Here is a 13857-nt window from a genome sequence, read left to right as displayed (position 1 = left end):
GATTTCTTCACCCACTATGCGCTTGAATCAAACCTTGTTCACTGTATAACACAGGTTCAGGTTCCAATAGAATACTAAACTTTTGTTTTACATCACTTTGTACAGCCTGATAAGTGCTTTGTACATCAGCTAGAGTCGCCTCAGCATAATTCACCAAAACCAAAGCTTGTTTATGAAACATCCCAACTGAGCCTAATTGCTTACCCTTCCAACCTGCTTGATCAATTAACCAGCCTGCAGCCACTTTAACACTGCTATTTGCCTGCGGATAATGCGGAATGTTTGGAAATTGTTGAGTAATTTTATCAAATTCAACTTGTGCCAAAATTGGATTCTTAAAAAAGCTTCCAACATTTGGAAATTCTTTCGGGTCTGGCAATTTACTTTGGCGAATGTGTATCACCTGATTCTGTAAGTTTTCTGCGGTCAGTTCATCGCCTACTGCTTGCTTCAGATCACCATAATTCAGTTTAAGTTCAGCTTGTTTCAATAGTTTAAAAGTCACACTGACAATGATGTAACGATTGGGGTGATCTTTGAAAATACTATGGCGATAAGCAAAATGGCAATCTTGCGCAGAGATCGAATCAAACTGTTTTAGTTCACGATCATAAACTTGTACCGATTCAATAAACTCACCCGCTTCAACGCCATAGGCACCAATATTCTGGACAGGTGAAGCACCGACTAACCCCGGTATCAAAGCAAGATTTTGCAATCCAAACCATTGCTGTTGCGTGCTATATAAAACAAAGTCATGCCAGACTTGCCCAGCACCCACCTTAACCGTAATAGTATTTTCATCTTCAGAAAGAACTTCAATTCCCTGAATATTTAAATGCATCACCAAGGCTTGTACTTGCTGTGGCAATAAAACATTACTGCCACCCGAAAGTACCAAAACGTTTAAATGCTGCTGCTCCGCAAATTCTAATGCCGCAAGGACGTCATCTGGATGATTGATTTGTACATAATGTGAAGCAATCGCATTCAAATTTAATGTATTTAAGTTTTTAAGCTGAACCTGCGCTTGTAGCTGCATATTAAATTAAATCCTATTGCCCTGCTTTCATTTGCTTTTTAAAAATATCGATCCATGCTTGGCTGCTGGATTCACACTGATCAAGTACTCGATCAAATCCATCTGCACCACCATAATAAGGATCTGGTACAGCTTGTTGACTAAATTGAGGATCATGTTTACTCATCAATGCCAACTTGGCGCGAATCTGATGTCTACCAAACTGTTGCACAGCTTGAGACATGAGTGTTTGAATATCATCGAAGTTTTCATGGTCCATTGCTAAAATCAAATCAAATTCAACAAAGTCTGCTAAAACAATCTGTCTAGCCCGTAAAGCAGATAAATCATAACCACGTTTTGCAGCATGTTTTTGACTACGTAGATCTGGTGCTTTGTTCGGATGGTAATTACTGGTCCCAGCAGAGTCGACCGTGACATTTAGGCCATGCACATCACAATAATGTCTGAGAATCGCCTCCGCAGTTGGAGATCGACAAATATTCCCTAAACAGACACATAACACCTTATATTGTGTAGCCATCAGAAAAATATTCCAACATTATGTTTTATAAGGAGATTAAAATATTGCATGCAAAATTCCTGCAAAATAAACGCAAAACGATTAAATGTCATTATGCCTGAATTGACCTTTCTGACATCAGCTATTTTGTCAAAAATTGCTTTGATTTGAAAGGAAATAGTGTTTGTCTCTTTTGAATATTCTGTATGAATATGTACTTTTTTGGAATTAACAATGTGTACCACTCACAACCGTTGCATGAAACCACACTGAACAACCAAGCTCATAAAGAAACTGAATGTTTAAAGGTCAATTATATAAAGCTAAAATGCAAAAAACGCTCAAAGAATACGGTTTTTGCGGAAGCGCATTCGACTCACGCCACCTCTATCAAAGACTAAGAATGATTGTTGAAAAAGTTAAGATACATTTTGATTAAGGAATCACTTAATCCTGCTCTGCAACTTCAAACATTGAAAACATTTGCTTTTTCATATTTGCTATAGCAGTTCGACTATTATTTAAGTAGATAAACAGCACTATCTGTAAACTTAAGCGTATATTGGAAACCGTAAAATTTGGGGAAATGACCCATAAGATTTTTAAAGCAGGTATTATCATGATTACATTACATCACTTAGACCAATCACGTTCTTTCCGAATTTTGTGGTTACTCGAAGAAATCAAACAACCATATCAATTGCAACGCTATTACCGTGACTTAACGACTCATTTGGCACCTGAGTCACTAAAAGCCATTCATCCTTTAGGAAAATCTCCTGTAATTGAATGGGAAGGTAAAGTGATTGCGGAATCAGGTGCTATAGTAGAGTTGTTGATTCAAAGACTTGCTCCACACCTTGCACCAGATATAAATGACGCTATTTATGCAGAATATCTACAATGGATTCACTTCGCTGAAAGCTCTGCTATGGTGCCATTTTTATTAAAAACGTTTAATCAGATAGAAGCTAAGCATGGTACGAAATTGGTGTTTCTAGAAAACTATACTCAAGTTGAGTTTGATAAAGTTTTTGGTTTTTTAAATGATTATTTAAAAGATAAAAATTTTTTAGTGGATGATCGTTTAACAGGGGCAGACTTTATGATGGGATTTGGGCTTCACGGCTTAATTCATCATATGGAACAAGGTGAAAATTATCCATATATTAAAAGTTATGTAGAACGTTTAAGCTCACTACCAAGTTGGAAGGCAGCAGAAAAAATTGAACAAGACGGCATGCTGATCTAAAGATAAAAAATATATGGGTGAATCACTTAACAAATATGAATCGTAAAGTCACACTTTGAACAGATTAACTGATGAAACAAGTCCTCTTATGAGAACTTTTACACAAATTTCAGTGTGATTACGAAGACGAATAGAGAAATAGAATGTTTTAGCCATGTTTATGCTGGGCTATTTAACTAAAGATGAACCATATAACGGCGGCTATGACATCTCTCCAGTATATTTCTTAGAGGCTGATCCAGTAAAGCAGAAGATCATGACTTTCGCGCTTAAGTAAACGCACCATTACTGAACCAAGCCCGTGAAAACTTTAAACAGTATAGCGCAATGGAAGAACGATTTATTAGGGAGGTGGGAAAGCCAACGGGGCCTGAGATTCCTAAAAATTAAGATCTCTCAAATTATAGGCCTACTGTACAACGTTTACTTAAATAAGAAGCCAGTATAGACCGTTACATCTCCTAATTTTTCTTAAAAATTATTTTACATTCTGAAATGTGACTCTATCCTCGAATTGTATAAAATTACATCTACCTATATTTTTTAAGAAGCATTTTTTTGAAGATTAATGCAGTGGTTCTTCAGGATGAAGACTTAAAGTTACATAAGCTCCAAAAAGTGCAAGACTCCGTGTACGACTCAGCCCACAACAATAGAGTTTCAAATTGGCTATGGATTTATGCTGAAACAGCCGAGTTTTTTAACTTTGATATATGGGATGAGCTAGACAATGCGTATGTCAATAAAGTAATTCATTATAAGAACAAGCTTTACAAGGTCATTGAAATTAACTCTATGGGTAAAATTAGATATTCCTGAACCACTGATACAATACACATTTACCTAAAAACCTATCCCCCCATAAGCTTCAATCAATTTTTTCAAAGATATGGGTGAATACCTCTTTGATTTAAACCCACTCTTTTACGAACGCGAGTTTGATTTTCATTCAATAATGCTTCAAGCAATCCATTCAAATTCTGATCATTCAAAACAGATGGGATAAATTCTTCACAGCCTAACCGATTAAAGAAAATATCTACTTTCGAGCTTTTTTGAACATACTTCATAGACCAGTTTTTAAAACTATACTTCTGAATTTTTTTAACTTCAAATTCAATAATACTGTTATGTCTAGCGTCTTTTTTGATACTTTCGAATAAAGGTAAAACAATAAAGTCTTCCCCTTCTAAACATTGGAAGAATGCATTATTTGCATAATACAAAACTCCAAATACAGCATTCTTGGAATTAAAGTCTCTTGCTACAGTCAGGATATTGCTTAGATCATCAATCAGATCGTCAGCAAGACCTTGTCGTGAACTTGCATAGCACAATTGAATCTTCATTTTCTTCTCTCATGTACGATGCATGGTTAAAATTTGGTACTAGTCATTTACTTCAAAAACATATGGCTCTGTTGCATACTCTGAAGCTAGAAGCTCAATGAATGATGGTATTGAGTTTGTAGTAAGTAAGAAAGGATTAAAATCATCTCTATGGTTTTCTAAAAAGAAGTCCCCTAATCTTTTATTAATTGGTGCAAACTTCATGTTCCAACGTTTAAAAAGTCCAAAATCACATTTTTCATAAAATAAAATTTCTCAGTTTTTATGACGATCATCTTTTAAAATTTTTTCATAGAAAAGCTCATCAATTTTACTCTTACGCCCTTCTAAACACTGAACAAAGTATCCATGCCCATAGTAAAGAACGCCTGTAATTTCATTTCGAGAATTGAAATCTACAGCTGTATCCAAGATTTTTATCAAATCCTGTTTAAGATCTGGATAGATATTGGTGGCCTTGCTTGCGTATAAAACTCTCACGAACTCCATTTTTATCACTTCCAGCTATAAAATTACATAATAGGTAAAAGCTAAATCTACCGACTAAAGTGAAAAGTCTATAGGATCAGCAACTACAATAAAACCGTCTAATACAATACATGCATTTGTTTTTTAATACTATTTTAATTTTTTACTTCATTACGTATTCCTTCTGCCATACTTCTGTTAAAAAATATTAATGGATTTTTGAGAATTTCAGAGATATTAAAATTAAGGATTTGATATAAATAAATATTAAATTTTTATTCCAACTATTTATTGATCAAATAACAATCAAATGTGCGAGATTTCTTATGATCATGTAAGCCAAAGATTATACCGTTAGATTTTTGAATAACTATAATTTTCTCATACACCAGTATTTCGATAATCCATTATTTTTATTGAGTTTAAAATTCTAGCCATGATTATTTTAGACGACAAAACCAATAGATAGGCTTACTTTAAAAATGGTGTACACACAAATCCCCACCTTTGAGATGAGGCCCTTAAAGGTGGGGATTTTCTTTTCAACTTGAATTAGAGGAAAAACAATGAATATCATCAAGAATTTTTTTATTTTTGCTCTTTCTGTAATAATTATTTCTCTAGTTATAATCGTGTTTGACAAGATGGGAATGAACCAAAACTTTAATTTATTCTTTTCCTCACTCTTATACTCTGTATTTATCACACTGTATTTTAAAAATTTTTTGGTCAGTCTTCTATGCTTTTCTGTGTTTTACACGATACTATTCCTATTAAGTCATTCTCTAGAAGTTTTGTTGATGCTTTTGACTTCACTATCTACACTAATTTTAATTGAAACGCTTATGCCAAAACTAAAAAAGAATGTAGTAATCCCACTTTATAAAACTGATGCTTTTTAATTTCTTAGTCGGTATTCGAATACAAAGCTGATAGACGCATTGAAAATTTAAGGTCGAATCACTTTAATTAAAAAAGCCCTCATCAGAGGACTTTTTTAAAATTATTCAGTTCATTCTTAAGTTAATTTTTTTAACGTCTATCGATATACTCTAAATACCCTCTGCCAATAAGATCTTTCCCTTGGAACATTCCTTGCCACTTATACGAAGAAACATAACCAGCCGCTAAACCATAGCAATATGCGGTATCTACTTCTGCTCTGATTTCTAAAATCTTCAAATTATCGTGATATGCAATCCATTCAAATGTTTCTGGTACATACATGCTATAACCATCAGGTGTTATCTGAGGTTCAACCTTATTCTTAGTAACTTCAAACCTTATATCACCATTAAATTGAATTGAAGTACCATCGATATGACGGTAATAGACTGATGTTAAAATAGGTTGATCTTCATAACAAATAAAAGCCAGCACCAATTGCTGTTCATCATCTAAGTTAATTACTTGATAACTGAAAATCTTTACAGGAATTTGGATAGCATTTACTAATGTTTGATTTTTTAGCATTGATGTTGCTATAGCTTTCCATGATTCAAGGGTGCAAAGCCCATTTACTTCTATACTTTCATCATTTTGAATCATTCGTCCTTCATATTTCATCAATACACTGAAATGCTTGTATAAAGAACCATATGCAAACCATGTGATTGCTCCGGTAGGTACCAAATGTATTTCAATTTGCAAATCTTCTCTTTTTGTAGTTAGAAGAAACCCATTGTCAATTTCTGTGAGAGAAGTTTCATTGTTAAAAATGACAGAAAATGGCTTTTCACTGAACTGTATATCATCAACTATTGAATATGTTTTAAATGCTTCTTCAGTAGAAGATAAAGCTGTCCCATGGACCAATGACGCGGTATCACCTTTTCCTCTAATGGACATTTGATATTCTGAGTCTGTTATCGGAAAGCCAACATAACCTATCACTGAAGCCCAAGAGAGATAACGATATGGTTCAGGCAAGTCTGGTACCATGATCCCGTAATGTGTACTTCCATATCGCTTATAGTCAATATGTGGGCTTAATTCAAAAGCTTTAGGAAGTGTACTCTGTTTCTTTGGGGTTACAGCACCTAATAAATATCCTGAAAACTTAGCTAATTTGCTATTAACTATATCTTTAATGCCCTTTGGCCCTAAATGACTTGAAGCTAACATAAACATTTTTACATGGGTTACTTAAAATTAAAATTAGTTCTATATTAGAACTTACAACCAGTTTTATTAATGTTAAATGAGGACAGAAGAAATCCTTTTTTGTTTAATTAATTTAAGAATATGACTAGACTGTCCTAAGATGACTATTTATTAATGACGAGAACAAATACCTTTTTCTTCTTTTCTTGCTCAGAGCTACACTTTTTAGGAACGCCTTATGTTAATTTATTTAGACAGTGAAACTTATAGTCACATGATATAAAAATGTTGTATTTATTATGAAAAATAAGGATGTATGTATGAACTCGTTTCAATTTCAAACTGTTCCGAACATCATTGCGGGGCTAGGTTCAATACAAGAACTTAAAAGTGTTTTAACACAACAAAATTATCATAAGGCACTCATCGTAACCGATGCAGGAATGATACAACATCAATTGCATCAACCCATTTTAAAAATTCTGAATCAGATTAGTCTTGAATACATTATTTATTCCGATATCCAAGCAGATCCACCAGAACATATTGTGCTGGAAGCTGTTGATTTTGCGAAACAAGAAAAGATAGATGTGATCATCGGTTTTGGTGGCGGTAGTTCAATGGATGTGGCCAAAATCATTGCCTTGCTGGCACATCCTGAACAACAACAAAACCTCAGTGAAATCTACGGCGTAAACCAAGCCAAAGCCCCGCGTTTACCACTGATTCACATCCCGACCACAGCGGGCACAGGTTCAGAAGTCACTCCCATTTCAATTGTGACTACAGGTGCAACCACCAAAATGGGCGTGGTTTCACCAATTTTATATGCCGATGTTGCCATTTTAGATGCGACTTTCACTCAAGGTTTACCTGCGCATCTTACTGCGGCGACAGGCATCGATGCCATGGTGCATGCCATTGAGGCTTATACCTCAAATATTAAAAAGAATTTTTATGCCGATATGCTGGCTAAAAATGCATTGAAATTACTTAATCATAATTTAGCCAAAGTCTTGAAAAATGGGGCTGACTTAGAGGCACGCCAAAACATGTTGGTGGGCTCTATGTTAGCTGGTCAAGCCTTTGCCAATGCCCCCGTTGGTGCGGTACATGCCCTCGCATACCCATTGGGTGGGCATTTTCACCTTTCGCATGGACATACCAATGCATTGGTGCTGGTTGAAGTTTTAAAATTTAATGCACCCAAAGCCAAACAACACTATGCAGAATTGATGCAATTACTAGACCCTCGAAGTACGGGTTGTACCGATGGCCTTTGCGACCTGTTTATAGACCATATGCAGAATCATCTGGACCAAAGTGGCTTAACCTTGAAGTTAAAAGAACTCGATATTGCTGAAGCGAAATTACCACAACTTGCCAAAGATGCCATGCTGCAAACTCGACTGTTGCAGAACAATCCAAGAGAAATGACCGAACAAGACGCATTACAGATCTATCAGGCGATTTATGCATGAGCAAACCGACTTTAAAACGACGCGAACAATTTAAGTTCTTTTTTCCAATCCAGACCCGTTGGGCCGATAATGATATTTACGGCCACGTCAACAACGTGACTTATTATAGTTATTTTGATACTGCAGCCAATTCATTACTGATTCAGAAAACAGGTTTTGATATTCATCACAGTGAAATTATTGGTCTAGTGGTTGATTCGGCTTGTAGCTTTCAACAGGAACTGTCGTTTCCAGAAATCATTGAAGTAGGTGTAGCGATTGGCAAAGTAGGAAACTCATCACTTAGATACGAGTTGGCGATCTTTAAACAAGGTCAGCACGAGGCTGCTGCTCAAGGGCATTTTGTCCATGTCTTTGTGGATCGGATAAGCCGAAAAAGCACCACCATTCCAGAAGCAATGCGGGATGTTCTAAACCACTATTTATTATAATTTCAGATTGCAGAAATAAACATGCCGCAATGTATTGAGCGATTGCGGCAGGCCATGATCAATTTAAATCATTAGATATGTGGTAAAGCATAAGGTACGATATCTTGGAAGGTACGACCATGCACATTTTCACCAATCGCATGCATTTTCCATGCATCATTGTGGCGATAAATTTTTGCAATAATCAAACCAGTATGTGCGCCTTGTGAAGACAGCTTATAGCTTGCAATTTCCTGATTGCTGGATTGATCCACCAAACGACAGAATGCATTTTCAACTTTCTCAAAGGTCTGTCCACGGAAACTGCTCACAGTAAATACCAACGATTTTACTTGTGCTGGAATCTGGTTCAAATTAACACGAATGACTTCATCATCACCATCGCCCTCACCAGTTAAGTTATCGCCCGAATGATGGATACTGCCATCCTTACTTTGCAATTGACCAAAGTAAACGACATCCAATACTTGTTTGTTATCATCAAATAAAATGACAGAGGCATCAAGGTCAATATTCCCACCACCACCACCAAAGCCGAAAAAGCCTTTGCTTTTCGCAACGTCCCAGCCCACACCCAAAAAAATTTGTTGTAAGCTGCTGCCATCTGCTTTTTGCAAACTAATTTTTTGACCCTTTTCTAAATTAATTCCCATGTATTTTTCTCCTCTGGATAAAAATGATTGTTTTAATTGGATTGATTACGGTTTAAGTTTAACTTCGAAGTTAACCATTGCAGGAAGTTGTTACGGTTTCGAGAACAAATTACCACCTTACCTTGGCCCGAAAAACGTAACACCATCCCTTCACCACTGGTCACACTATTGACCAAATTGCCAAGAAAGCCACTACTCTGTGAAGTAGAAACGGATAAATTATAATTTAAGCGTGAATCCCAACAGACCACGTGTCCATTATCAATAATGACTTCTTTGTTTGGTTCAACTTCAAGCTCAAACAAGGTGCCACAACCAGACACCACCACTTGGCCTTGCCCGCTAGTTTCCATCACCAAAAAACCACCGGTATTACCAAAAAATGCACCACCCAGACTGCTGTTTAAACGAGCTTTGACTTCAACTGAGTCATGTGCCGCCACGAAAGCCCCATCACTCAGCAAATACTGCGTCGCACCGACATCCAAAATCTGCATATCCCCATCCAACGCTGCGGATAACAGACAGTCACCATCACCGCGTACAGCTTCAATATGCTGCTGAAACAACGATTCATCATTGGCAAAACGACGTAATAGGGATTGCATTAAGCCACCTTGCAAACGCCCTTTTAACTCCAAAGGCGCTTCCATCATCACCATGGCATTACTTTCGCAATAGATTTTGTCGCCACGGCGCATGGATACATGCAGGAACGGTTCTGGTGAACCAACTAAGCTAAACTGTGCCATTATTTATTCCTTTTAATTTCTAACAATCTGATGTTGCTTCGCAGCGATTAACCAATCAGGGAATTCTTGTAATAACAATTCATATAAACGTTCATCTGAAACACTATCAATGCGGTCCAAACTAAAGAAATTACAGTTATCGACAATTCGACCTGACATTTCATCCAGCTTTTCTAGTGCACCATAATCTCGCCCGCCAATCCCGACAAATTGCCAGAAAATAGGCAGTTTGGCCGCTTGGGATAATATTTTCTGCATTTGTCGACGGCTGCCCACGCCACCATCCGAAATAAATAAAACATAAGTCGGAATTTGATCTTTGAATTTTTGGAAATAGTTAATCACAGCTTCAATTGCTGGAATTTCCTCATTATAACGTGCCCCCACTTGCCAGTTTTTCCAGCCACGTTGGGTGGTATTAATGAAATCATTGACATTGTCGAGCGTCACATCATCCAGTTGTGTCGTTTTAGCGGCAAAAGCCCAACATTCAAAACTGCCATCATCATCAAAATGAATGGCCAGTGGCATTAAGCGATTCACCACCTTTTGCACATCACCACGGCGATATTGCCCATCCATTGAGCCAGATGCATCTAATACCAAGGCTACGCGAGCGGTTACGCCCAGTAAATTTTTCTTTTCCAGTTGGACCAGTGATTTTTTGGTCAGATCGATAATGGATGCATTGCCCGTTTTTTCGGCCTTTTGCAAAGATAATTTTTTCTTTAAATCGATATTCGATTGTGGTGCTGCAGGTGTCGGCTGTTGTACTGTCGGCTCTTCGGCAACTTCTCCACCAAAATGTTGAATTAACGCGGCAAGCCCTGCATTAAAGCCTTGTCCAATGGCTGCTAAACGCCAAATACCTTCTTTTCGATAAATCTCAATCAGCATGGTGGCACGTTCTTGATCAAAGATGCTGCCATCTAACTTCAGTTCAGCAATCGGCTGTAACTGCAAGTTAAGAATTTGAATCGTCGCTTGCTGTAATTGCGACATGACATTCTGTCCATCAATTGCAGCGGTCAAAACCAGATGTTGAATATTTGCAGGTAGTTTTGCAGAATCAACTAAAAAACGGCTGCATTTATTGTGATTTTCAATCAGACGAACCGCTTGGCATGGCGTTTCAGGCTGATTATAAAAGGTCATGTATCGCTCATCACTCAAACGATACTGCGGATCAAGCCCAAAACTGGCGATATCTAAATCAAAAGCGGCTTGATATTGAATCTGGATATAAAAAGAGGATTGCCCCTGTAAAACATCATTTAATTTTATTTTTTGTCCGCGAACTAAATTCAACATATTCAGGAATAACCTATTTTTATCATTTATAAATATCGAAAAAGAAGATAGTGCCTAAACACTATCTCCCACAGACATCTTAAACAGAAACACCATAAGAAGCGGCTAATGGCCCTAAGCCACCAGCAAAACCTTGACCGATTGCGCGGAATTTCCACTCGCTACCGTGTTTATAAAGTTCACCAAAGATCATTGCAGTTTCAGTGCTGCTGTCTTCAGACAAGTCATAACGTGCAATTTCAGTACCCCCCGCATCGTTAATTACACGAATGTAGGCATTCGCAACTTGACCAAAGTTTTGGTTACGGGTTTGACCATCATAAATCGTAACCGCAAAGATCACTTTTGCAACGTCAGCTGGAACTTTGCTTAAATCGATACTTAGGGTTTCGTCATCACCATCGCCTTCGCCTGTACGGTTATCACCATTGTGAACCACAGAACCATCAGATGACTTTAAGTTATTAAAGAAAATAAAGTCATTATCAGCACGAACCTTACCACCTTCATTGACTAAAAATGCAATTGCATCTAGGTCAAATGCAGCACCATCAGTTACGCGAGGATTCCAACCTAAACCAACAGTTGTTTTTGTAATACCAGGCGCTTCTTTGGTTAAGCTAACGTTGCCGCCTTTGGTTAAACTAATTGCCATTCGAGTTTCTCCTTATTAAATTTCAACTCATTGTTTATTTCATTTGAATCATGGACATCATATAAATGATGTATCCATACATTTTTATCAAGCTTGTGTTTGTTGTTTACTGTAAGCAATTGAAGATAATACAGCCCAAATAATGAATGCAATACCAATCAAGCCTGTTACAACTTCAGGCACATGACCACCTGTTCCGGTATAAAGCATAATTGCAGCTAAAGCACCAATCGCATAATGTGCGCCATGCTCCAGATAGATAAATGCTTCTAGTGTGCCTTTCTCAACTAAATAAATCGTCATCGAACGGACAAACATTGCACCAATGGCCAGACCGAGCATAATCACAACCACATCACTTGTGATCGCAAATGCACCAATCACACCATCAAAACTAAACGAAGCATCTAATACCTCGAGGTAAAGGAAACCACCAATACCTGCTTTGACGATATTACTTGAAGTACCAGTAACTGGTTTTTCATCGGCTTCATCATCTTCGCTGCTGCCTTCAAGCAAATGACCCAATACCTGTACACCGATATAAACCACGATGCCCCAGATCCCCGCGACAATCACAATCAGTTTTTGTTGCTCAGGTACAAAAGCAGCCATAGTCAGTAAAGCAATCAGTGACACGAATACTGACATCGCAGGAATATTTGCTAGATTCGATAAATGGGTTTCCAGCCAATGGAACCAGTGCGTATCTTTACCATCATCAAACAAGAAGTTTAAGAACACCAACAGTAGGAACATCCCACCAAAGGCTGCAATTTCAGCATGATGTGCAAGTAACTTTTCTGAATAAGTTTTTGGATCATTCAATGCCAGTTTCGCAACCTCAATCATTCCCATGTCAGCGGTTACACCAACAATTAAGAGTGGGAAGATTAAACGCATACCAAATACAGCAACTAAAATACCAACGGTAAGAAATAGTTTTTTCCAGAACTCGTCCCAGTTTCTGAGTACTGATGCATTGACAACAGCATTATCAAAAGACAGGGATACTTCCATGACCGCTAGTACTGTCGTAATCAATAAAACTTTAAGCATCATCGAGAAACCAGCATTTGGGCCATGCGTAAAGCCCCACCATGCTGATAACCCTAAACAGATTACGGTAAAAATAATTGAGAAACGAAAATGTTTCATTTTTTTCCTTTTCTAAACAGCTTTAAGCTATTCATCATTTATGTGTTGAAATGAGAACCTTAGCCGACCTGAATACCATATTGTTGGCACATTGCAGCAAGCCCACCAGCATAGCCTTGACCAACGGCTTTAAATTTCCATTCGCCATTGTGGCGATAAACCTCGCCAAACACCATGGCAGTTTCAGTCGAATAATCTTCTGCCAAATCAAAACGAACCACTTCTACATTGGTGTCTTGGTTCACAACACGAATAAAGGCATTGGCAATCTGACCAAAATTCTGACCACGTGCTTGTGCATCATGAATGGTCACGGTAATCGCAATTTTTTCAATTTCAGGTGAGACTTTTGACAGATCAACCAATAAGGTTTCATCATCACCATCGCCTTGACCTGAACGGTTGTCACCCGTGTGCTCGACTGAACCATCTTGAGATTTAAGTTGGTTGTAGAAAATAAAGTCGTGATCACCACGTACTTTACCTGTTGAGGTTAATAAGAATGCACTCGCATCCAAGTCAAATGCTGCGCCATCAGTCGCACGCTCATCCCAGCCCAATCCAATTAAAATACGAACTAAATTTGGATCTGTTTTACTTAGGGATAAATTTCCACCTTTATTTAAACTAATTGCCATTTTGTTTTTTCTCCTCGTTTGAACACTTAAAATTCAATGGTCTTAATGACGTCTACATAGAT

Annotated in this window: 15 protein-coding genes and 1 pseudogene; 5 read left to right on the top strand and 11 right to left on the bottom strand. The window is 37.5% G+C overall.

Going from position 1 to position 13857, the window contains the following annotated elements; translation table 11 throughout:
• Positions 1-7 precede the first annotated feature (7 nt).
• Positions 8-1042: a UDP-N-acetylmuramate dehydrogenase gene (murB, locus tag F902_RS10480; protein WP_005203267.1), complete on the bottom strand. Its 1035-nt coding sequence runs from the start codon at positions 1040-1042 to the stop codon at positions 8-10.
• A 13-nt stretch (positions 1043-1055) separates the two neighbouring features.
• Positions 1056-1565: a low molecular weight protein-tyrosine-phosphatase gene (locus F902_RS10475; RefSeq protein WP_005203265.1), complete on the bottom strand. Its 510-nt coding sequence runs from the start codon at positions 1563-1565 to the stop codon at positions 1056-1058.
• 598 nt (positions 1566-2163) lie between these two features.
• Between F902_RS10475 and F902_RS10465 the strand changes: the two genes are divergently transcribed.
• The gene (locus tag F902_RS10465; protein ID WP_005203264.1) at positions 2164-2796 is read left to right on the top strand and encodes a glutathione S-transferase family protein; all 633 of its coding nucleotides are present in this window, start codon (positions 2164-2166) and stop codon (positions 2794-2796) included.
• A 154-nt stretch (positions 2797-2950) separates the two neighbouring features.
• The gene (locus F902_RS22970) at positions 2951-3073 is read left to right on the top strand and encodes a hypothetical protein (RefSeq protein WP_263974999.1); all 123 of its coding nucleotides are present in this window, start codon (positions 2951-2953) and stop codon (positions 3071-3073) included.
• A 604-nt stretch (positions 3074-3677) separates the two neighbouring features.
• On the opposite strand, the gene F902_RS10455 is transcribed toward F902_RS22970, so the two are convergent.
• Together F902_RS10455 and F902_RS10450 are read right to left on the bottom strand one after the other, a co-directional pair.
• Positions 3678-4145, bottom strand: coding sequence for a BLUF domain-containing protein (locus tag F902_RS10455; protein WP_005189133.1), 468 nt, complete (start codon positions 4143-4145; stop codon positions 3678-3680).
• Positions 4146-4184: 39 nt separating this feature from the next.
• Positions 4185-4634 (bottom strand): annotated as a pseudogene (locus F902_RS10450) (BLUF domain-containing protein).
• 545 nt (positions 4635-5179) lie between these two features.
• Here F902_RS10450 and F902_RS22875 point away from each other — a divergent pair.
• Positions 5180-5515 carry a hypothetical protein gene (locus F902_RS22875; RefSeq protein ID WP_005203261.1) on the top strand — a complete coding sequence of 112 codons (336 nt, stop codon included), beginning with the start codon at positions 5180-5182 and terminating at the stop codon, positions 5513-5515.
• A 130-nt stretch (positions 5516-5645) separates the two neighbouring features.
• Here the strand turns inward: F902_RS22875 and F902_RS10440 are convergent, their stop codons facing one another.
• Complete coding sequence (locus tag F902_RS10440) at positions 5646-6737, bottom strand: DUF6670 family protein (RefSeq protein ID WP_026057551.1); 1092 nt, start codon at positions 6735-6737, stop codon at positions 5646-5648.
• Between the two features lie 299 nt (positions 6738-7036).
• Here F902_RS10440 and F902_RS10435 point away from each other — a divergent pair, with 299 nt between their 5' ends.
• Positions 7037-8197, top strand: a complete 1161-nt coding sequence (locus F902_RS10435; RefSeq protein WP_005203256.1) for an iron-containing alcohol dehydrogenase — start codon at positions 7037-7039, stop codon at positions 8195-8197.
• On the top strand, positions 8194-8628 hold the full coding sequence (locus tag F902_RS10430) for an acyl-CoA thioesterase (protein WP_005203254.1): 435 nt from the start codon (positions 8194-8196) through the stop codon (positions 8626-8628). The genes F902_RS10435 and F902_RS10430 overlap by 4 nt, the downstream gene beginning before the upstream one ends.
• A 71-nt stretch (positions 8629-8699) precedes the next feature.
• Here the strand turns inward: F902_RS10430 and F902_RS10425 are convergent, their stop codons facing one another.
• From F902_RS10425 to F902_RS10400, 6 genes are all read right to left on the bottom strand, one after another.
• Entirely contained in the window at positions 8700-9281 is a 582-nt protein-coding gene (locus F902_RS10425; protein WP_004807602.1) for a TerD family protein, read from the bottom strand.
• A 32-nt stretch (positions 9282-9313) separates the two neighbouring features.
• On the bottom strand, positions 9314-10033 hold the full coding sequence (locus F902_RS10420; RefSeq protein WP_004807604.1) for a TIGR00266 family protein: 720 nt from the start codon (positions 10031-10033) through the stop codon (positions 9314-9316).
• A 12-nt stretch (positions 10034-10045) separates the two neighbouring features.
• Positions 10046-11344 (bottom strand): VWA domain-containing protein, encoded by a 1299-nt coding sequence (locus tag F902_RS10415; protein ID WP_005203252.1) that lies wholly within the window; start codon positions 11342-11344, stop codon positions 10046-10048.
• 79 nt (positions 11345-11423) lie between these two features.
• On the bottom strand, positions 11424-11999 hold the full coding sequence (locus F902_RS10410; protein WP_004653185.1) for a TerD family protein: 576 nt from the start codon (positions 11997-11999) through the stop codon (positions 11424-11426).
• 87 nt (positions 12000-12086) lie between these two features.
• Positions 12087-13157: a DUF475 domain-containing protein gene (locus F902_RS10405; RefSeq protein ID WP_005203250.1), complete on the bottom strand. Its 1071-nt coding sequence runs from the start codon at positions 13155-13157 to the stop codon at positions 12087-12089.
• Between the two features lie 59 nt (positions 13158-13216).
• Entirely contained in the window at positions 13217-13795 is a 579-nt protein-coding gene (locus tag F902_RS10400; RefSeq protein WP_005203249.1) for a TerD family protein, read from the bottom strand.
• Positions 13796-13857: the final 62 nt, after the last annotated feature.

Origin of the sequence: Acinetobacter higginsii (assembly GCF_000369525.1) — a bacterium.
In the GTDB taxonomy this organism is placed as follows: domain Bacteria; phylum Pseudomonadota; class Gammaproteobacteria; order Pseudomonadales; family Moraxellaceae; genus Acinetobacter; species Acinetobacter higginsii.
Note: the sequence above shows the minus strand (reverse complement) of the source record. Positions and strands in the feature narration are given on the sequence as shown.